An 18,871-nucleotide genomic window follows, 5' to 3' on the forward strand; every position below is an offset into this window, starting at 1 on the left:
GACGACGTCTCGACGAAAGGTACGCACCCCATGACCACGGCAAGGGACATCATGCATCCCGGGGCCCAGTGGATCCCGGCACACGAGACGCTCGACCGGGCCGCCCAGCTGATGCGCAACCTGAACGTGGGCGCGCTGCCCATCGCCGACGAGAACGAACGGCTCTGCGGGATCCTCACGGACCGCGACATCGTGGTCGGCTGTGTGGCCATGGGCCACGACCCGTCGAAGATCACCTGCGGCGAGATGGCGCAGGGCACCCCGCGCTGGGTCGAGTCGGAGGCGGACGTGGGCGCCGTCCTGGAGGAGATGCAGGGGCATCAGATCCGGCGGCTCCCCGTCATCGAGGACAAGCGGCTCGTCGGCATGATCAGCGAGGCCGATCTGGCCCAGCACCTGTCGGACGAGCAGATCAAGTCGTTCTGCGTGAGCGTCTACTCCGCCACCTGACCGGCCCGCAGGACCGCCCGGGCCACCGCGTCCGGGCGGTCGCGCATGACCAGATGACCCGACGGTCCGGCCGCCTCGTAGCGGGCGCCGAGCCGCCGGGCCAGCGCGCGCTGGCGACGCTCCCAGCGCGCGGAGCCGTCGGGGGCGGCGAGGACGGTGACGGGAAGGCCGGGCGGCAGGGGGTGCCGCTCGCGCAGGGCGAGGAGTCCGGCGGCGACGGCGCCGTACCGGGCGTTCTCCAGGAGGGCGCCGCGCAGCACCCGTGAGGTGCCGTAGACGCGGCGGATCAGCGCGGTGGGGGTGGAGTCGCGGCGGACGGCCAGCCGTCGGACGGCGGGGCCGAGCGCGGCGGGCACTCCGGCGGCCCCGAGGACGGCGGCGAGCGCCCGGGATCCGGCGGTCGTACGGGAGGGCCGGGGGCGCTCCTCCACCGAGGAGTCGACGAGGACCAGGGCGGCGGTCCGGCCGGGGTGGAGGCGGGCGAAGGCCTCGGCGTGGAACCCGGCGATCGAGTGCCCGACGACGGTGACGGGCTCGTGGAGCCCGAGCGCGTCGAGGAGGGCCGCGATCCGGTGGGCCTCGCCCGCGACGGTCGGCTCCTCGGCCGCCGGGGCGGAGAGGCCGTGGCCGGGCCGGTCGAAGCGGACGAGCGTGCGGTGCGGGGCGAGGAGGGGGACGACCGGGTCCCAGTCGAACCAGCTCAGGCCGAGTCCGGCGGCCAGGACGCAGACGGGGCCCGAGCCGTCGACGGCCACGTGGTGGGCCACTCCCCCGATCCGTACGAACGCGGTCACCGTTCCTCCCTCAGCAGGGAGACGGCCAGGACGGCGAGCCAGACGGCGACCAGGAGGACCTGGAGGCGCTGGCCGGCGCCGAGGGACCAGATGCCCCGGCCGGCCTCGAAGGCGGCGACGGCGGCCAGGGTCCAGGCGGTGGCGGCGAGTTCCAGGGCGACGAGGACCGGGCCGGTGCGGGCCAGCGTCGGCCACCGTCCGTACCGGCGGGCGGCGACGGTCAGGGCGACGAGGGCGACGAGCGCGCCGGTCATGGCGAGGCCGGAGCTGACGGCGTGGGCCGTGTGGGTGGCGGGGACGAGCCCGGCGGTCTCGCGGGCCGCGCACGCGGGGTCGGCGGTCGGGGCGCAGCTGAGCGGCAGCCGCGAGTCGACGGCGGTGGCCGCCCCGAAGACGGCGAGGGCGACCCATCCGGTGAGGAGCCAGGGGCGCCGTCGTGGCCCCGGCTGGCGGTCCTGGGACGGCGCCCGAGGACCCGGCTCCGTCCCAGGACCCCGTGGGCGGACCTCGTGGCCTGACGTGAGGTCCCCGAGACCCCGTGGGCGGGCCTCGCGGCCGGCCGCGAGGCCCGTCAGGGCGCCCGCGAGGACCAGGAGTCCGGCGGCGAGGTCGGTGGCCCGGAAGAGGCCGCCGAGGGGCTGGTCGGCGGCGGCGAGCTCGGAGACGTACGTCCGGACCGGGTCGAGGCCGGTCACGACGAGGACTTCGAGCAGCCAGGCGGTGTACGCGAGCGCGCCGAGCGCGAGCAGCACTCCGGCCGTACGCGTGACACTCCTGGACATATCGGCTCGAACGTCAGGGCGCGGCGGAAGGTTCCCGGGCCGCCGTGCCGGTCGCGGCGGGCCGTGCCGGGTCCGCCGCATCGCCCATGGCCGTCATCGCGGCCGTGACCGACGGGCCTCGGGTGCCCCCCCTGCCGGTGGCCGGGACACGAGGTGGCGGTAACCCAGGACATAGCGTCGGTCTGACGATTACACTGGCCGGGTGCCTCAACTACGCCTCGCCCTGAATCAGATCGACTCGACCGTCGGAGACGTCGCCGGGAACGCCGAGGCGATCGTGCACTGGACCCGGCACGCCGCCGGGCAGGGTGCGCATCTCGTCGCGTTCCCCGAGATGGCGCTGACCGGATATCCCGTCGAGGACCTCGCGCTGCGCTCCTCCTTCGTCGAGGCGTCCCGGGCGGCCCTGCGCGGGCTCGCCCGGCGGCTCGCGGACGAGGGGTTCGGGGAACTGCCGGTCGTGGTCGGCTACCTCGACCGCTCCGAGCGGGCCGCGCCGAGGCTCGGCAGGCCCGCCGGTTCGCCGGAGAACGCCGCCGCCGTGCTGTACGGCGGCGAGGTGGTGCTGCGCTTCGCCAAGCACCACCTGCCGAACTACGGCGTCTTCGACGAGTACCGCTACTTCGTGCCGGGCGACACCCTGCCGGTGGTCCGCGTCCACGGCGTGGACGTGGCCCTGGCGATCTGCGAGGACCTCTGGCAGGACGGCGGCAGGGTGCCGGCGGCGCGCAGCGCCGGGGCCGGGCTGCTGCTGTCGGTCAACGCCTCGCCGTACGAGCGGGAGAAGGACGACACCCGGCTGGAGCTGGTCCGCAAGCGGGCCCAGGAGGCCGGGTGCGTCACCGCCTACCTGGCGATGACGGGCGGTCAGGACGAGCTGGTCTTCGACGGCGACTCGATCGTCGTGGACGCGGCCGGTGAAGTGATCGCGCGGGCCCCGCAGTTCGTCGAGGGCAGCGTGATCCTCGACCTGGAGCTGCCGGCGGCCGCGGCGGACGCGCCCGAGGGCCTGGTGGACGACGGGCTGCGGATCGACCGGGTGGTGCTCTCCGGGGAGCCGCTGCCCGCGTACGAGCCGGAGCTGGCGGGCGGCTACGCGCACCGGCTCGACGACGACGAGGAGGTGTACTCGGCGCTGGTGATCGGGCTGCGGGCGTACGTCGCGAAGAACGGCTTCCGCTCGGTCCTGATCGGCCTGTCCGGCGGCATCGACTCGGCGCTCGTCGCGTCGATCGCCTGCGACGCGCTCGGCGCGGACCAGGTGTACGGCGTGTCGATGCCCTCCAAGTACTCCTCCGACCACTCGCGCGGCGACGCGGCCGAACTGGCCCGCCGGACGGGGCTGCACTTCCGGACGGTGTCGATCGAGCCGATGTTCGACGCGTACATGGGGGCGCTCGGGCTCACCGGGCTCGCCGAGGAGAACCTCCAGTCGCGGCTGCGCGGCACGACGCTGATGGCGCTCTCCAACCAGGAGGGCCACATCGTCCTCGCGCCGGGCAACAAGTCGGAGCTCGCGGTCGGGTACTCGACGCTGTACGGCGACTCCGTCGGCGCCTTCGGTCCCATCAAGGACGTCTACAAGTCGGACGTCTTCCGGCTCGCGCGCTGGCGCAACCGGGCGGCCGAGGAGCGCGGCCAGACCCCGCCGATCCCGGAGAGCTCGATCAGCAAGCCGCCCAGCGCCGAGCTGCGGCCGGGCCAGGTCGACACGGACTCGCTGCCCGACTACGAGGTCCTGGACGCGGTCCTCGCGCTGTACGTGGACCGGGACCAGGGCCTCGACGCCATCGTGGCGGCCGGGTTCGACGAGGAGCTGGTGACGCGGACGCTGCGGATGGTGGACCGGGCGGAGTACAAGCGGCGCCAGTACCCGCCGGGCACCAAGATCTCGGCGAAGGGCTTCGGCAAGGACCGGCGGCTGCCGATCACGAACGGCTGGCGGGAGACGCCGTCGGGCTGACGTCGGTGCCGAGGGGGCTTCCCGCGACGACGCGCGAGGCCCCCTCCGCCCCGCCCCGGTCGCGGTCGAGGAGCCCCGCCACCGCGGCGACCGCCAGGCCCACCGCCGTGAGGCCCGCGCCGACCAGCGCCGGTGAGGTCCAGCCCCAGCCGGCCGCGACGGCGGCCCCGCCGGCCCAGGCGCCGCCCGCGTTGGCCAGGTTGAAGGCGGAGTGGTTGGAGGCGGAGGCGAGCGTCGGGGCGTCCTTCGCCTTGTTCATGACCAGCATCTGGAGCGGGGTGGTCGTCATGAAGCCGACCGCGCCGAGCACGACGACCGTGACCAGGGCGAGCCAGGGCACGTGGACGGTGAAGCGGAAGGCCACCAGGGCGAGGACGAGGGCCGCGAGCGAGCCGTAGAGCGTGGGGCGCAGCGCCCGGTCGGTCAGCGGGCCCGCGGCGAGCGCACCGCCGGTCATCCCGAGGCCGAAGAGGGCCAGGACGACCGTGACGGTGGAGTCGCCGAAGCCCATCACCTCGGTCGTCATCGAGGCGAGGTACGAGTAGACCGCGAAGACCCCCGCGAAGCCGAAGACGGCCGTGAGCAGGCCGAGCAGCACCTGGGAGCGGCCGAGGGCGCGCACCTCGCGGCCGAGGCCCTGCCGTCCGTCCACGGGCAGGTGCGGGACGAGGCGGGCGAGCGCGGCGACGGCGAGCAGGCCGATGACGGAGACCACGAGGAAGGTGGCCCGCCAGCCCAGGTGCTGGCCGAGCAGCGTCGCGGCCGGTACGCCGAGGATGTTGGCGACGGTGAGGCCGAGGAACATCGTGGCGACCGCCCGCGCCTGCCGGTCCTCGCGCACCAGCCGCGCGGCGACGACGGCGCCGAGGCCGAAGAACGCGCCGTGCGGGAGGCCGGCGAGGACCCGGCCGGCGACGAGCCAGCCGAAGCCGGGGGCGAGCGCGGAGGCGAGGTTGCCGACGGTGAAGAGCGCCATCAGCAGGAGGAGCATCCGCTTGCGCGGGATCCGGGAGCCGAGGGCGGTGAGCAGCGGGGCGCCGACGACCACCCCGATCGCGTACGCGGAGACGAGGTACCCGGCGGTGGGGACGGAGGTGCCGAGGTCGTCGGCGACCTGCGGGAGCAGGCCCATCATCACGAACTCGGTGGTGCCGATGCCGAAGGCGGAGACGGCGAGCGCGAGCAGCGCCAGGGGCATGGTGGGGGCCTTTCCGGGGTGATTAGTTCTTGGACGAAACAAATCGTCTCAGACGTTTTCTTCCGGAAGGCGACGGCCGGGTTTCAGAGCTTCACACGGGCGGCGATCGGGAGGTGGTCGCTGTCCGTCTCCGGCAGCGCCCAGGAGGACATCGGCTCGACGCCCTTGACCATGATCTGGTCGATGCGGGCCATCGGGAAGGACGCGGGCCAGCTGAAGCCGAAGCCGTCGCCCGCCGCGCCCTGGGTGGAGCGCAGTTGCGAGGTGACGCCGTTGAGCGCGCGGTCGTTCATGGTGCCGTTGAGGTCGCCGAGCAGCACGATCCGCTCGTGGCGGTCGTCGGCGATGGCCTCGCCGAGGGCGTCGGCGCTGGAGTCGCGCTGGCCGGCGGTGAAGCCCGCGTTCAGCTTGACCCGGACGGAGGGCAGGTGGGCGACGTAGACGGCCACCTCGCCCCGGGGGGTGACGACGGAGGCGCGCATGGCGCGGGTCCAGCCCATGTGGATGTCGACGGGCTGCGCGGCGCGCAGCGGGAGCTTGCTCCAGAGCCCGACCGTGCCCTGGACCGAGTGGTACGGGTAGGCCTCGGCGAGGCCTTTCTCGTAGACCGGGACCATGTCGCCCTTCAGCTCCTCCAGGGCGAGCACGTCGGCGCCGGAGGCCGCGAGGGAGCGGGCGGTGCCCTCGGGGTCGGGGTTGTCGGCGTTCACGTTGTGGGTGGCGACGGTCAGGTCGCCGCCCGGGGCGGACTTGTCGGCGACGAGGCCGCCGAAGAGGTTGAGCCAGACCGCGGCCGGCAGCACCAGGGCGATCAGCGCGGTGGCGGAGCGCCGCACGAGGGCGAGCACGAGGAGGAGCGGCACGAAGAGGCCGATCCAGGGCAGGAACGTCTCGGTGAGGCTGCCCAGGTTGCCGATCCGGTTGGGGATGTCGGAGTGGAAGACCATGAGCAGGGTGAGCGCCACGGCGGTGGCGGCGAGCAGGATGCCCCGGCGCCAGATCCCCCGGTCGTGGCGGAGTCCGTCGAGCGCGGTCCGGAACCGTGACCCGGGGCGCCCGCCCCCCGTGCCGCCGTGGTCGGTCTCCGTCATGTCCACCCGCGCCATCGCACTGTCCTCACTGCTGCCTTGCTGCCTTGCCGTACCGCTGTCCCGCTCGGTGACCCGACATCGACACTAGGCGATGACGGGTCCCTCGTACTCCCCCAGGGACGACACGGGCGCGTGGCGGGTTCCTGCAGGTGGCACGGGCGGGGAGGCTGTGACAGAACGCGCACATTCGTACGGGTCGGGGCGGCGGCGCCCGCTTCCGCCGGGTGCGGGGCGGCGGGTCGCGGCGCGCGTCTCCGTCAGGTACGGGGGCGCAGGCCCTCCATGAGGGTGTCGACGACCTGCTCGGCGAGCCCCGGTTCCAGGGTGGATCCGGGCCGGATGACGGTACGGAGCAGCAGGGGGCCGATGAAGAGGTCGTTCACCAGCTCGACGTCGAGGTCGTCGCGGATCTCGCCGCGCTCCATGCCGCGCCGTACGGCCTCCAGGCCGAGGTTGCGGCGGGGGTCGACGACGGTGCGCTGGTACGCGGTCCACAGCTTGGGGTAGAGCTGCATCTGGGCGTACACGTTGTGGAGCAGCGCGGAGGACCGCTTGGCGACGCCGCGCTGGCGCAGCGCCTCCAGGAGCACGACGATGTCCTCCCGGACGGAGGTGCCGGGCAGCACCGGGTCCGAGGGCTCCACGGAGCGGAGCACCTCGACGAAGAGCTCCTCCTTGCCGGGCCAGCGGCGGTAGATGGTGGCCTTGCCGACCCCGGCGGTGCGGGCGATCCGCTCGATGGACAGGTCGGCGAGCGGGACGCCGTCCTCCAGGAGGCCGACGACCGCGTCGAAGATCGACTGCTCGACGGCCTCGGAGCGCGGCCGCCCCCGCCGGATCGCCTCCGGCGCGGGGGCGTCGGCCTGGGGTTCGGGGAGGGACACGTGCGCTCCGTCTCTTGGTCCGTGTTGCGTTGCCGTCCCCCGATTCTCCCGCACGGGCCCCCTCCGCCCCGCCGGGCGCGGGCCCGCGCCCCGCCGCGCGTGGTGCCCCCGCGGCCCCCGTCGTGGGCCCGCGCCCCGCCCGTTGTGGGCGGCGCCCCCGCCGTTGTGGGCAGGCGTTCCGCAAGGGGCGGAACGGGTGGGCACAACGGAACGGCGCCCTTGCCGGCGCGGGAGGCCTCTGCGCCCCGACCCGCACCTTCCGGGTGCCGCCACGCGTAGTGCGGGTTCAGGCGCAGAACGCGGAGGCGCCGCTAGGGGGCGCCGTCCCGTGTGCCCACCCGTCCCGCCCCAGCGGGACGATTGCCCACACGGCAGCGGGCGAGCGCCCCGCCGGGCTCGGGCCCACGCGGGCGCGGCCCGCACCGGGCGGGGCGATGGGCCCACGGCGGACGCGGGCGAAGGCCCGCAACGAGCGGCGCGGGCCCGCAGGGGCCAGGCCCACGCGGTGGCCGCACCGCCCCGCCCGGGGCGCAGGGCTCCCGACACCGCCCCGTCGAGGCGCCGCCCCGCCAGGGCGCGGGGCTCCCGGTGCCGTCCCGCCCCCCCTGCGGACGCGCTAGCGCGTAGGCGTCGAGGCGCGGGCCTCCGTCGGCGTCGGCGCAGGGGCCGCGCCGGGCCCCGCAGGGGCCGCTCGGCCCGGCAGGAACGCCGCCACCACCGCCGCGCCCGCCAGCGCGATCCCCGCCGAGGCGAGCGCCGTGACGTGCATCGCGTCCAGGAAGGCCGTGTACGCGGGGCCGACCAGGCCCTTGCCCGCCGGGCCGAGCTTCTCCGCGATCGCGAGCGTCGCCTCGACGGACTCGCCCGCCGTCTCGCGCAGGGCCGCCGGGACCTGGCCCAGGTGGCCCTCGATCTCGCCCCGGTAGGTGGAGGAGAGCACCGAGCCGAGGACGGCCACTCCGAGCGCGCCGCCGACCTGCCGGAATGTGTTGTTGATCGCGGAGCCGGAGCCCGCCTTCTCGCGCGGCAGCGCCTGCATGATCGCGACGGTGACCGGCGGCATGATGTGCGCCATGCCCGCGCCCTGGAGGAAGAAGACGACCTCCAGGACCCAGACCGGGGTGGTCGCGCCGAAGAGCGAGAAGGCCGCGAGGCCGAGGGCGACGAGCAGCATGCCGACGGTGCAGACGGCCCGCGCGCCGAAGCGTTCGACGACGAGCCGCGCCCGGGGCGCGAAGACCATCTGCGCGACGGCGAGCGGCAGGATCAGCAGCCCGGACTCCAGCGCGCTGTAGCCGCGCACGCTCTGGAGGTAGAAGGCGGAGAAGAAGGTGACGCCCATGAGGGCGAAGAAGACGAGCGCGATCGCGGCGACGGCCGCCGAGAACGCGGGCTTCCTGAAGTACGACATGTCGATGGCCGGGTGGTCGCTGCGCCGCTCGTGCAGGACGAAGCCGACGAGGACGGCGAGGCCGCCGAGGACCGGGCCGAGGACGGTGACGTCGGTGAAGCTGGCCAGCTCGCCGCCGTGGATGATCCCGTACACGAGGAGGACGAGTCCGACGACCGAGAGCAGCACGCCGGGTATGTCGACCCGGCCGGGGTTCGGGTCCCGGGAGTCGGGCACGAGCCAGATCATGAGGGCCAGGGCGAGGAGCACCACCGGCACGTTGACCAGGAAGATCGACCCCCACCAGAAGTGCTCCAGGAGGATGCCGCCGGTGATGGGGCCGATCGCGATGGCGAGGCCGACGCTGCCGGCCCAGATGCCGATGGCCTTGGGCTGCTCGTCGCGCTCGAAGACGTTCATGAGGACGGCGAGCGTCGCGGGCATCACGAAGGCGGCGCCGAGGCCCATGACGGCCCGGTAGGCGATGAGCTCGCCCGGGGAGCCGGAGAGGGCGGCGAGGGCGGAGCCGATGCCGAAGACGGTGATGCCGAAGAGCAGCACCTTCTTGCGGCCGAGCCGGTCGCCGAGGAGACCGGAGGTGAAGAGGAGTCCGGCGAAGACGAGCGTGTAGGAGTTGATGGACCACTCCAGCTCGCTCTGGGTGGCTCCGATGCCGATGGGCGCGGGCGCCGCGATCGTCTTGACGGCGACGTTCAGGATCGAGTTGTCGAGGACGACGATCAGCAGGCTGAGCATGAGGACGCCGAGGACGGCCCAGCGGCGCCGGTGGACGGCCTCGGGGACGCGGGGCCCGGCGGGTGCGGCGGGTGCGGTGGACGGTTGTGACATGAGCACCACCCTAGGGGCATTTCGATACGAGACCGTCTCGTATCGAAAAAACTGAGGAAGGCTTTACGTTGCGGCGGTGTGAAGAGCACCACTCCGGCCCACTTCCCCGCCCGCCCGGCGAAGTGCCACCATGGACGTGGTCCGGGGACGCCACAGGGCGCCTCGAGATGACAAGAGGAGCCGTTCACCATGACGCTTCAGGCTGCCCCGAAACAGCCCACCGACAGCAGCAAGGCGCTGTACGGCGGGAAGGGCACGCGCCGCATCACCGTCCACGACATCGCCGCCGCCAAGGAGCGCGGCGAGAAGTGGCCCATGCTCACCGCCTACGACGCCATGACCGCGTCCGTCTTCGACGAGGCCGGCATCCCTGTGATCCTCGTCGGCGACTCGATGGGCAACTGTCACCTCGGCTACGACACCACCGTGCCCGTCACGATGGACGAGATGACCCTGCTCTCCGCCGCCGTCGTCCGGGGCACGAAGCGTGCCCTCGTCGTCGGCGACCTCCCCTTCGGCTCGTACCAGGAAGGGCCCGTCCAGGCCCTGCGCAGCGCCACCCGGCTCGTCAAGGACGCCGGCGTCCACGCGGTCAAGCTGGAGGGCGGCGAGCGCTCGCTGGCCCAGACCGAGCTGCTCGTCCAGGCCGGCATCCCCGTGATGTCCCACCTGGGCCTCACCCCGCAGTCCGTCAACACCATGGGCTACCGGGTGCAGGGCCGCTCCGACGAGGCCGCCCACCGGCTGCTCAGCGACGCCAAGGCGGCGCAGGACGCGGGCGCCTTCGCCGTCGTCCTGGAGCTCGTACCGGCCGAGCTGGCCGCCGAGGTCACCCGCTCGCTGCACATCCCGACCATCGGCATCGGCGCCGGGGCCGGCACCGACGCGCAGGTCCTCGTCTGGACCGACATGGCCGGTCTGACCGGCGGCAAGGTGCCGCGCTTCACCAAGCAGTACGCCAACCTCCGCGAGACGCTCGGCGACGCCGCCCGCGCCTTCGCCGAGGACGTCAGCGGCGGGGCGTTCCCCGCCGAGGAGCACAGCTTCCACTAGCCACAGCGGCACCACCCGACAGCCCGCCGACATCCCCCATCGGCGGGCTGTCGGTCGTCTGTCGGGGGATTGTCGGTGGCGCCGTGTTCCATGGTGGACATGACGCGATCACACACCAACGCCGTCGAGGTCCGGGGCCTCGTGAAGCACTTCGGCGCGACGAAGGCCCTCGACGGGGTCGACCTGGACGTCCCGGAGGGCACGGTCCTCGGGGTCCTCGGGCCCAACGGCGCCGGGAAGACCACCCTCGTCCGCTGCCTGTCCACCCTCCTCGTCCCGGACGCCGGGACCGCCGTCGTCGCCGGGTACGACGTGGTGAAGCACCCCCGCCAGCTGCGCCGCACCATAGGTCTCACCGGCCAGTACGCCTCGGTCGACGAGAAGCTGTCCGGCTGGGAGAACCTCTACATGATCGGGCGGCTGCTCGACCTCTCCCGCGCCGACGCCCGCCGCCGCGCCGACGAGATGCTGGAGCGCTTCTCCCTCACCGAGGCCGCCAAGCGCCCGGCGATGACCTACTCCGGCGGCATGCGGCGCCGCCTCGACCTCGCCGCCTCGATGATCGGACAGCCCGCCGTCCTCTACCTGGACGAGCCGACCACCGGCCTCGACCCCCGCACCCGCAACGAGGTGTGGGACGAGGTGCAGCGGATGGTCTCGGAGGGCGCGACCGTCCTCCTCACCACCCAGTACATGGAGGAGGCGGAGCAGCTGGCGAACGAGCTGACCGTCATCGACCGGGGCAGGGTCATCGCCAGGGGCGGGGTCGACGAGCTCAAGGCCAAGGTCGGCGGCCGGACCCTGAAGGTCCGCCCCGTGGACCCGGACCAGCTGCCCGTGATGGCAGCCGCGCTCCGCGAGACCGGCCTCGACGGGGTCGCCGGCTCGACCGTCGTCCCCGACGAGGGCGTGCTGTACGTGCCGATCCTCGCCGACGAGCAGCTGACGGCCGTCGTGGCCCTGCTGGGCGCGCGCGGCTTCGGCATCGCGCACATCGGCACCCACCTGCCCAGCCTGGACGAGGTGTTCCTCGCGATCACCGGCCAGAAGACCGCCGATGCCGAACTGTCCGACGCGATCACCGAGGAGGTCGCCGCGTGAGCACGACCACGGTCACCAAGTCCCCCGCCGGCACCCGGGGTCCCGGCCCCGCCGTCCCGCGCACCGCGCCCGTCGCGGAGGGCCGGATCGGCCTGCGGGCCAATCTGCGCCACATCGGCGCCCTGGCCCGGCGCAACGCGCTCCAGATCAAGCAGGACCCGGAGTCGATGTTCGACGCCGTCCTGATGCCGATCATCTTCATCCTGCTCTTCGTGTACGTCTTCGGCGGCGCCATCGCCGGCAAGGGCAACCAGGCCCAGTACGTGAACTACGTGGCCCCCGGCCTGATGGCGATGATGGGCATGAACATCGCCATGGCGGTCGGCACCGGGGTCAACGACGACTTCAAGAAGGGGGTCATGGACCGGTTCCGGACGATGCCGATCGCCCGGTCCTCCGTCCTCATCGCGAAGATCGTCGTCGAGGTCGGCCGCATGATGATCGCCACCGCGATCCTGCTCGGCATGGCCTTCCTGCTCGGCCTGGAGATCCACACCTCGGTCCTGCACCTCTTCGCCGCCATCGGCCTCTCGGTGGTCTTCGGAGCGTCCCTCATGTGGATCTTCATCCTGCTCGGGCTGACCCTGAAGACGGCCCAGGCCGTGCAGGGCATGGCCATGCTGGTCCTGATGCCGCTCCAGTTCGGCTCGTCGATCTTCGCCCCGCCGACCTCGATGCCCGGCTGGCTGGAGGCCTTCACCGACTACAACCCGCTGTCCAACCTCGCCGACGCCGCCCGCAACCTGATCAACGGCGGCGCGGTCGCCCACTCGGTGTGGATGACCCTCGGCTGGTCGGTGGCCATCACGGTGATCACGGCGCCGCTCGCGGTCGCCAAGTTCCGCAAGAAGACCTGAGTCCCGACCGGGGGATCATGACTCGGCGCGCTCACTGATCGCGTCGGCGGCGCGACCGAGCAGGGCGGCGGCCTCCTCACGGGAGAGGCCGCCGCCCTCCGCGTGCGCCGTCCCGAACTCTCCCGCGCCGAGCGTCTCCCGGGCCAGCTCCGTCGCCCGCGCCAGGTTCTCCCGCTCCATGGGCGGCGACAGATGACCGGCCGGAAGCAGCCCGCCGTACGCGCCGAGCAGGACGGCGGCGGTACGGGCCGAAGGGCCGCCGAGCCCGGCGAGCGCCCACGCGGCGGTGATCAGATGGACCGCCGGCATCTGCGGGGCGACCATCATCGACAGGGCCCCGAGGGCACGCTCGTACGCCTGCCGGGACAGCTCGAACGCCGTGCCGTACTCCCCCTCCAGGTTGGACACCCAGGCCAGGCTGCCGAGTGTGAAGCCCTCGAAGATGGAGAAGGTCTCCGCGCTGAACTCGTCGAGCAGCAGCTCCAGATGGACGCGGGCCTCGGCCGTCCGCCCGGTCCGGCCGAGCAGCAGCGCCAGGAAGATCCGGGCCGCGAGCATCGGCTCGTGCCCCCGGCCGTGCGCGCCCTCCACCACCTCGCGCAGGATCCGCTCCGCCTCCTCGCGGCGGCCCGTCTCGATCAGCATGTCGGCGTACCGCGCCCGCAGCAGCGCCATCTGGGACTGGGCGCCGATCCGCTCCGCGTAGGCGATGGCGTCGGCGTAGTCCTGGGCCGCGCCCGCGAACTCCAGCCGCCGCTCCCTGGCCTCGGCCCGCGAGGCCAGCGCCTCGGCCGCGCCCCAGGCGTCACCGAGGCGCTCGAAGATCTCCAGGCTCTCCTCGGCGTCGGCACCCGCCCGCGCGGCCAGGTCGGACCGGTTGGCGAGGAGGTTGGCGCGCAGCTGGAGGGCGTTGGCGAGCTCCCAGTCGTAGCCGAAGCGCCGGCAGGCGGCGACGTGCGCCTCCAGGGCCTCGCCCATGCGGCCCGGTTCGCCGATGAGGAGGACGGCGAAGACCGCGAAGGAGCCGGGCAGCCGGCAGGTCTGCGGGAGCCCCGGCGCGTACACCGCGTTGATCCGCCGCAGCCGCGCGACCCCCTCGGGCGTCGTCCAGCGGCCCGTCTCGTGGTCCATGTTGAGCAGCTCGATCAGCCGCACCCCGCGCCGGGCCTCCCAGCGCTGGTCCTCGGAGAGCGGCGGGGGCCCGGCGGTGCACGGCTCGTGCAGCGGTACGACGGGGGCGGCGGGCGTCCCGAACGGGTCGGGCCCGAGCGCCACCACGGACTCGGCCCAGTGCAGGGCGTCCCCGCGCAGGTCCCGCATCTGCCAGTACCAGAGCAGCGAGTGGACGAGGACCAGCGCCTCGTCCTCGTCGCGGGCGGCGACCGCCCGGCCCAGCGCGGAGCGGATGTTCCCGTACTCGGCGCCGAACCGGGCGACGGCCTCCCCCTGCCCGGGGCCGCGCAGCTCGGGATCGGTGCGGCGGGCCAGCTCGCGGTAGTACGTGAGGTGGCGGCGCTCGGCGGCGGCCCGCGCCCCGGCCTCGTCGAGCCGCTCCCCGGCGTACTCCGCGACGGTCTCCAGGAGCCGGTAGCGCATGCCGGTCTCCCCCGGCACGGCGACGACCAGGGACTTGTCCACCAGCGCCCCGAGCACGTCCAGGACGCCGGCGCCCGCCGGTCCCGCGCACACCGCCTCCGCCGCGTCCAGGTCGCAGCCGCCGGTGAACACCGACAGACCGCTCAGCGCCGCCCGCTCGGTCGCGTCCAGCAGGTCCCACGACCAGTCGACGACCGCCCGCAGGGTCTGCTGCCGGGGCAGCACGGTCCGGGCGCCCGAGGTCAGCAGCCGGAAGCGGTCGTCCAGCCGGTCCGCGATCTGGCGCGGGGTCAGCATCCGCAGCCGGGCCGCGGCCAGTTCGACGGCCAGCGGCAGGCCGTCGAGGCGCCGCACGATCTCCCCCGCGGCGACCGGGTCGTCCGCGACGCGGAAGCCCGGCCGGACGGCCGCGCCCCGCTCCCCCAGCAGCCGCAGCGCCATCGCTTCGGGCAGCGGCCCGAGCGGCCGGACCGCCTCGCCGGGGACGCCGAGCGGCTCCCGGCTCGTGGCGAGCACCCGGACCCCGGGGCAGCGCGCGAGGAGGGTCTCGGCGAGTTCGGCCGCGGCGGCGACGAGGTGCTCGCAGTTGTCGAGGAGGAGCAGCATGCGCCGCCCGGCGCAGTGCTCGACGAGCCGGCCGAGCGGGTCGCCGCCGCCGCGCAGCTCCTCGGCTCCGGCGCCGCGCAGGACGGTCTCGCGGGCGCCGACGGCCGCGAGGACCGCCTCGGGGACCGCCGCCGGATCCCGTACGGGCGCCAGCTCGGCCACCCACACGCCGTCCGGCCAGTCCTCGGTGCCCCGCTCGGCCGCCTCCTGCGACAGCCGGGTCTTCCCGGCGCCGCCCGGCCCGAGCAGCGTCACGAGCCGCGCGCCGCGCAGGTCGTCCCGGACGAGGGCGATCTCGTCGTCGCGCCCGACGAAGCTGGTGAGCCGCGCGCGCAGATTGCCCCGCGGGGGCGTCCGGGCCGGCTTCGGGGCCAGGAGCTCGGCGTGGAGGGCGCGCAGGGCCGGGGACGGGTCCGTGCCGAGGCGGTTCGCGAGGGCGCGGCGGACCGACTCGTACGCGTCGAGCGCCTCTGCCGCGCGGCCGGTGTCGCGCAGGGCCCGGATCCGGAGCAGCTGGAGCGGTTCGTCCAGCGGGTGGGCGGCGCACAGGGCGGTGAGCTCGGGGAGGGCGGACGCCGCCTCGCCGAGGGCGAGGGCCGCGTCGAGCCGGGCGCGGCGGGCGTCGAGGCGGCGGGCCTCCCAGCGGGCGGCCTCCGCGTCCCGGTCCGGCAGGTCGGCGAGGGCCGGGCCGCGCCACAGCCCGAGGGCCTCGTCGAGGAGCGCGGCGGCGCGGGCGGGGTCACCGGCGCCGAGCGCGGCCACGCCCTCGGCGGCGAGGCGCTCGAAGCGGCGGGCGTCCAGGTCCTCGGGGCGGGCGTCGAGCCGGTAGCCGCCGTCGGAGGACACCACCAGGTCCCGGCCGAGGGCCCTGCGGAGCCGCCCGACGAGCGCCTGGAGCGCGGCGGGCGCGTCCGCGGGCGGCTCGTCGCCGTGCCACACCTCGTCCACGAGATCGGCCACGGGGACGGTCCGGCCGGCCCGCAGGGCGAGGACGGTGAGCAGAGCACGGACCCGGGGGCCGCCGACGGGTCGGTCGGCGCCGTCGGGGGTGCGGGCGAGGGTCGGCCCCAGGACGAAGTAACGCACGCGCCCCATTCTCCGCGAGCCCGGGCGCGCGACGCCCACCACCCCACGCGGCGGCTCCGGTCACGCGCGCGGCGCCGGCGCGGGCGTCCGCCCCGCGCGCGCCCGGCGCGCCAGCGGGCCCTCGCCCCGCGGCCCGTGTGGGCGGGCCCGCCGCCTTCGTGGGCCTTCGGCCCGCGGCGACCCCGCCGCCCCGCGTGCCCCGCGCCCGCGTGGGCGTCCGCCCCGCGTGCGCGTGCGTGCGCCCGCCGCCTGAGCGGGCCTCCACCCCGCGCCCGTGTGGGCCTGTCGCCCACGCCCGTGTGGGGCCGTCGCCCACGCCCGTGTGGGCAATCGTCCCGCTGGGGCGGGACGGGTGGGCACACGGGACGGCGCCCCTTAGCGGCGCCTCCGCGTCCTGTGCCCTGGCCCGCACCACCTGTGATGGCACGCGGGTGGTGCGGGTCAGGAACAGGAGCCTCTGGCGCCGGTAGGGCGCTGGTCCGTTGTGCCCACCCGTTCCGCCCCTTGCGGAACGCCTGCCCACAACGGGCGGGCGCCGGCCCGCAACGGGCGGAGCGCAGGCCCCCAACGGGGCCGGCGGGGGCTCCGCCCACAATGGGCGGGGCCTCCGGGTGGAACTTCGGGTGGGGATCGGTACGTTTTGCGGGCACGTTCCGTTCTCCGTCCCCTGGGAGCCCCCGAGATGACCACGGCCACCACCCGGCGCCACGAACGGCGGATCAGCCCCGTCTTCCTGGCGATCCTCGCCGTCATGGCCGTGACCGGCTGGGCGGTGTGGACCGACTTCGCCGCCTCGCCGGGGCTCGCGGTCTTCCTCTTCGTGACCTCGGCCTGGGTCGTGTCGCTCTGCCTGCACGAGTACGCGCACGCCCGGACCGCCCTGCACGGCGGCGACATCACCGTCGGGGCGAAGGGCTATCTGACGCTGAACCCGCTCGCGTACACGCACGCCGTGCTGAGCGTCGTCCTGCCCGTGCTGTTCGTGATCCTGGGCGGGATCGGTCTGCCGGGCGGCGCGGTCTTCATCGAGCAGGGCCGGATCAAGGGCCGCTGGAAGCACAGCCTGATCTCGGCGGCGGGCCCCCTGACGAACGTGCTGTTCGCGATCGTCTGCACGGCGCCGTTCTGGCTGGGCGCGCTCGACGGCGTGCCGTACACGTTCCAGTTCGCGCTGGCGTTCCTGGCGTTCCTCCAGGTGACGGCCGCGCTCCTGAACTTCCTGCCGGTGCCGGGGCTCGACGGCTACGGGGTGGTGGAGCCCTGGCTGTCGTACCAGGTGAAGCGGCAGATCGAGCCGTACGCGCCGTACGGCTTCTTCATCGTGATCGCCCTGCTGTTCGTGCCGGCGGTCAACGAGGCGTTCTTCGACGCGATCGACGCCCTGCTGCGCTCCCTCGGGGTGCCCGAGGTGAGCCGGTACTGCGGCTCGCAGCTGTTCCGCTTCTGGGAGGAGACGCCGGAGTTCTGCCGGGTCTAGCCCTGGACCTCGGCGCCCCCGGCGGCCTCGGTGCGGGCCTCCACCTTCGCGCGGCGGATGTAGTACCAGGCCATGTTCGAGGAGAGGCCCGCGAGGAGCACCCAGACGACGCCGAGGAAGCTGCCCTCGACGAAGGAGACGACGGCCGCGGCGACGGCCAGGGCGCAGACCACGAGGGCGTAGAGGGCGAGGCGGGGCATGGGGGTCGGCTCCTGTCGGGGTACGGCGAAATGTCGTGCCCGTCCAGTGTCCCCCATGCCCCGGTCCGTGCCGGGACCGGCTCAGACGTCCGTGACCCGGAGTCCCGCGTGCGCCTTGTAGCGGCGGTTGACGGAGATCAGGTTGGCGACGAGCGACTCGACCTGGTGGGCGTTGCGCAGGCGTCCGGCGAAGACGCCGCGCATGCCGGCGATGCGGCCGGCGAGGGCCTGGACGATCTCGACGTCGGCGCGCTCCTCGCCGAGGACCATGACGTCCGTGTCGATCTCCTCGAGGGAGGTGTCCTTGAGGAGGACCGCGGAGAGGTGGTGGAAGGCGGCGGCGACCCGGGAGTCCGGGAGGAGCGCGGCGGCCTGCTCGGCGGCGGAGCCCTCCTCCGGCTTGAGGGCGTAGGCGCCCTGCTTGTCGAAGCCGAGCGGGTTGACGCAGTCGACGACGAGCTTGCCGCGGAGCTCCTCGCGCAGGGACTCCAGGGTCTTGGCGTGGCCGTCCCAGGGGACGGCGACGATGACGACGTCGCTGCGGCGGGCGGTCTCGGCGTTGTCGGCGCCCTCGACGCCGTGGCCGATCTCGGCGGCGACGTCCCGCGCGCGGTCGGCGGCGCGGGATCCGATGATCACCTTCTGGCCCGCCTTGGCGAGCCGGTAGGCGAGGCCGCGGCCCTGGTCGCCGGTGCCGCCGAGGACGCCGACGACGAGGCCGGAGACGTCGGGGAGGTCCCAGGGGTCCTTGGGCGCGGGCTTGCTCTCAGTCGTAGTCATGGCCCGACATTACCGACCGGTCGGCGTGGCCGGGGCGGAACCTCCGGGCGCTACCAGCGTGCCGGGGGCGGGGCCGTCAGCCGGTCCGCCAGGCGGGACAGGCGGTCCCTGTAGCGGCGCCCGCGGGCCGGCGGCAGGCTGTTCTCCCCGGCCGCCGCGCTCACCAGGTGCTGCACCGTGTCGAAGTCGACCCCGGCGTCCCCGGCCACGGTGAGCGTCTCGTGGGCGAGGGCCCGCAGCTCCTCGTCGCCCGCGTCGAGCGAGAGCACCGTGGCCCCGGCGCGCCGGGCGTCGTGGACCCGCTGGAGCAGCCCCGCGTCCGGGCGCTCCGGCGCGACCATGAGCAGCGTCGCCCCGCGCCCGGCGGCCTCCAGGCGGCCGAGGCCGACCGCCAGGTGGGCCGGTGCGCCCGGGCGCACCCGGTGCCGCACGAGGGTCGGGGCCAGCTCCGGGAGCCCCGACCAGGCGGACTCGTCGACGAGGTGCGCGGCCAGGTGCCAGGGCTCGTACTCCTCGGTGCCCACCAGGAGCAGTCCGCCCCGGTGCGGCGCGACGGAGGAGCGGAGCGCACCGGCGAACCGGCGGGCCGCTCCGGGCCACTCCGTCCCGGCGAGCACGTCCCGCAGCAGGGCGACCCTCACGGCATCCATGGGGCCGCATCCTGCCCGAGGCGGGGCCCGCGCGGGGGCGATCGGGAAGGATCCACCCGTACGG

The 18,871-nt window shown here is 74.5% G+C and carries 16 protein-coding genes; 6 read left to right on the forward strand and 10 right to left on the reverse strand.

The window, feature by feature from the left end; genetic code table 11:
• The first annotated feature begins 30 nt into the window (after window positions 1-30).
• On the forward strand, window positions 31-450 hold the full coding sequence (locus ACFYXU_RS09075; RefSeq protein WP_329855570.1) for a CBS domain-containing protein: 420 nt from the start codon (window positions 31-33) through the stop codon (window positions 448-450).
• On the opposite strand, the gene ACFYXU_RS09080 is transcribed toward ACFYXU_RS09075, so the two are convergent.
• Both ACFYXU_RS09080 and ACFYXU_RS09085 read right to left on the reverse strand, forming a co-directional pair.
• A complete protein-coding gene (locus ACFYXU_RS09080; protein ID WP_389457049.1) occupies window positions 435-1,244 on the reverse strand; it encodes an alpha/beta fold hydrolase in 810 nt (269 codons plus the stop codon). The genes ACFYXU_RS09075 and ACFYXU_RS09080 overlap by 16 nt on opposite strands.
• Entirely contained in the window at window positions 1,241-2,026 is a 786-nt protein-coding gene (locus ACFYXU_RS09085; RefSeq protein ID WP_389457051.1) for a DUF998 domain-containing protein, read from the reverse strand. The genes ACFYXU_RS09080 and ACFYXU_RS09085 overlap by 4 nt, the downstream gene beginning before the upstream one ends.
• A gap of 202 nt (window positions 2,027-2,228) precedes the next feature.
• Between ACFYXU_RS09085 and ACFYXU_RS09090 the strand changes: the two genes are divergently transcribed.
• Window positions 2,229-3,989 carry an NAD+ synthase gene (locus ACFYXU_RS09090; RefSeq protein ID WP_389408193.1) on the forward strand — a complete coding sequence of 587 codons (1,761 nt, stop codon included), beginning with the start codon at window positions 2,229-2,231 and terminating at the stop codon, window positions 3,987-3,989.
• On the opposite strand, the gene ACFYXU_RS09095 is transcribed toward ACFYXU_RS09090, so the two are convergent.
• The 4 genes from ACFYXU_RS09095 to ACFYXU_RS09110 all read right to left on the reverse strand — a co-directional run bounded on the left by ACFYXU_RS09095 (window position 3,955) and on the right by ACFYXU_RS09110 (window position 9,401).
• Window positions 3,955-5,187 carry an MFS transporter gene (locus ACFYXU_RS09095; protein WP_376514893.1) on the reverse strand — a complete coding sequence of 411 codons (1,233 nt, stop codon included), beginning with the start codon at window positions 5,185-5,187 and terminating at the stop codon, window positions 3,955-3,957. The genes ACFYXU_RS09090 and ACFYXU_RS09095 overlap by 35 nt on opposite strands.
• Before the next feature lie 83 nt (window positions 5,188-5,270).
• The gene (locus ACFYXU_RS09100) at window positions 5,271-6,293 is read right to left on the reverse strand and encodes an endonuclease/exonuclease/phosphatase family protein (RefSeq protein WP_389457053.1); all 1,023 of its coding nucleotides are present in this window, start codon (window positions 6,291-6,293) and stop codon (window positions 5,271-5,273) included.
• A 242-nt stretch (window positions 6,294-6,535) separates the two neighbouring features.
• A complete protein-coding gene (locus ACFYXU_RS09105) occupies window positions 6,536-7,162 on the reverse strand; it encodes a TetR/AcrR family transcriptional regulator (protein ID WP_329855564.1) in 627 nt (208 codons plus the stop codon).
• Window positions 7,163-7,778: 616 nt separating this feature from the next.
• On the reverse strand, window positions 7,779-9,401 hold the full coding sequence (locus ACFYXU_RS09110; RefSeq protein WP_389457055.1) for an MFS transporter: 1,623 nt from the start codon (window positions 9,399-9,401) through the stop codon (window positions 7,779-7,781).
• 189 nt (window positions 9,402-9,590) lie between these two features.
• Between ACFYXU_RS09110 and panB the strand changes: the two genes are divergently transcribed.
• From panB to ACFYXU_RS09125, 3 genes are all read left to right on the forward strand, one after another.
• Complete coding sequence (gene panB, locus ACFYXU_RS09115) at window positions 9,591-10,454, forward strand: 3-methyl-2-oxobutanoate hydroxymethyltransferase (RefSeq protein ID WP_361393901.1); 864 nt, start codon at window positions 9,591-9,593, stop codon at window positions 10,452-10,454.
• 90 nt (window positions 10,455-10,544) lie between these two features.
• Window positions 10,545-11,555 (forward strand): ATP-binding cassette domain-containing protein, encoded by a 1,011-nt coding sequence (locus ACFYXU_RS09120; protein WP_361393899.1) that lies wholly within the window; start codon window positions 10,545-10,547, stop codon window positions 11,553-11,555.
• Entirely contained in the window at window positions 11,552-12,412 is an 861-nt protein-coding gene (locus ACFYXU_RS09125; RefSeq protein ID WP_376514903.1) for an ABC transporter permease, read from the forward strand. Before ACFYXU_RS09120 ends, ACFYXU_RS09125 begins: the two co-directional genes overlap by 4 nt.
• A gap of 15 nt (window positions 12,413-12,427) precedes the next feature.
• On the opposite strand, the gene ACFYXU_RS09130 is transcribed toward ACFYXU_RS09125, so the two are convergent.
• Entirely contained in the window at window positions 12,428-15,700 is a 3,273-nt protein-coding gene (locus tag ACFYXU_RS09130) for a BTAD domain-containing putative transcriptional regulator (RefSeq protein WP_389457058.1), read from the reverse strand.
• A 682-nt stretch (window positions 15,701-16,382) separates the two neighbouring features.
• Between ACFYXU_RS09130 and ACFYXU_RS09135 the strand changes: the two genes are divergently transcribed.
• Window positions 16,383-17,177: a site-2 protease family protein gene (locus ACFYXU_RS09135; protein ID WP_376517263.1), complete on the forward strand. Its 795-nt coding sequence runs from the start codon at window positions 16,383-16,385 to the stop codon at window positions 17,175-17,177.
• Here ACFYXU_RS09135 and ACFYXU_RS09140 read toward each other — a convergent pair.
• Genes ACFYXU_RS09140 through ACFYXU_RS09150 form a run of 3 tightly spaced genes read right to left on the reverse strand, consistent with a single transcriptional unit; the run spans window position 17,174 to window position 18,807 of the window.
• The gene (locus tag ACFYXU_RS09140) at window positions 17,174-17,434 is read right to left on the reverse strand and encodes a hypothetical protein (RefSeq protein WP_376517264.1); all 261 of its coding nucleotides are present in this window, start codon (window positions 17,432-17,434) and stop codon (window positions 17,174-17,176) included. The two genes, ACFYXU_RS09135 and ACFYXU_RS09140, sit on opposite strands and share 4 nt — an antisense overlap.
• A 24-nt stretch (window positions 17,435-17,458) precedes the next feature.
• The gene (npdG, locus tag ACFYXU_RS09145; protein ID WP_376517266.1) at window positions 17,459-18,157 is read right to left on the reverse strand and encodes an NADPH-dependent F420 reductase; all 699 of its coding nucleotides are present in this window, start codon (window positions 18,155-18,157) and stop codon (window positions 17,459-17,461) included.
• 50 nt (window positions 18,158-18,207) lie between these two features.
• Window positions 18,208-18,807 carry a hypothetical protein gene (locus ACFYXU_RS09150; RefSeq protein ID WP_361393889.1) on the reverse strand — a complete coding sequence of 200 codons (600 nt, stop codon included), beginning with the start codon at window positions 18,805-18,807 and terminating at the stop codon, window positions 18,208-18,210.
• Window positions 18,808-18,871 lie beyond the last annotated feature (64 nt).

This window comes from Streptomyces sp. NPDC002232, assembly GCF_042890295.1.
In the GTDB taxonomy this organism is placed as follows: Bacteria; Actinomycetota; Actinomycetes; order Streptomycetales; family Streptomycetaceae; genus Streptomyces.

What these genes read in the sequence shown, in the direction of transcription:
- ACFYXU_RS09075 (WP_329855570.1), top strand. Translation starts at nt 31, where the DNA reads ATGACCACGGCAAGGGACATCATGCATCCCGGGGCCCAGTGGATCCCG.
- ACFYXU_RS09085 (WP_389457051.1), bottom strand. Translation starts at nt 2,026, where the DNA reads ATGTCCAGGAGTGTCACGCGTACGGCCGGAGTGCTGCTCGCGCTCGGC.
- ACFYXU_RS09095 (WP_376514893.1), bottom strand. Translation starts at nt 5,187, where the DNA reads ATGCCCCTGGCGCTGCTCGCGCTCGCCGTCTCCGCCTTCGGCATCGGC.
- ACFYXU_RS09100 (WP_389457053.1), bottom strand. Translation starts at nt 6,293, where the DNA reads ATGGCGCGGGTGGACATGACGGAGACCGACCACGGCGGCACGGGGGGC.
- ACFYXU_RS09110 (WP_389457055.1), bottom strand. Translation starts at nt 9,401, where the DNA reads ATGTCACAACCGTCCACCGCACCCGCCGCACCCGCCGGGCCCCGCGTC.
- panB (WP_361393901.1), top strand. Translation starts at nt 9,591, where the DNA reads ATGACGCTTCAGGCTGCCCCGAAACAGCCCACCGACAGCAGCAAGGCG.
- ACFYXU_RS09120 (WP_361393899.1), top strand. Translation starts at nt 10,545, where the DNA reads ATGGTGGACATGACGCGATCACACACCAACGCCGTCGAGGTCCGGGGC.
- ACFYXU_RS09135 (WP_376517263.1), top strand. Translation starts at nt 16,383, where the DNA reads ATGACCACGGCCACCACCCGGCGCCACGAACGGCGGATCAGCCCCGTC.
- ACFYXU_RS09140 (WP_376517264.1), bottom strand. Translation starts at nt 17,434, where the DNA reads ATGGGGGACACTGGACGGGCACGACATTTCGCCGTACCCCGACAGGAG.
- npdG (WP_376517266.1), bottom strand. Translation starts at nt 18,157, where the DNA reads ATGACTACGACTGAGAGCAAGCCCGCGCCCAAGGACCCCTGGGACCTC.
- ACFYXU_RS09150 (WP_361393889.1), bottom strand. Translation starts at nt 18,807, where the DNA reads ATGGATGCCGTGAGGGTCGCCCTGCTGCGGGACGTGCTCGCCGGGACG.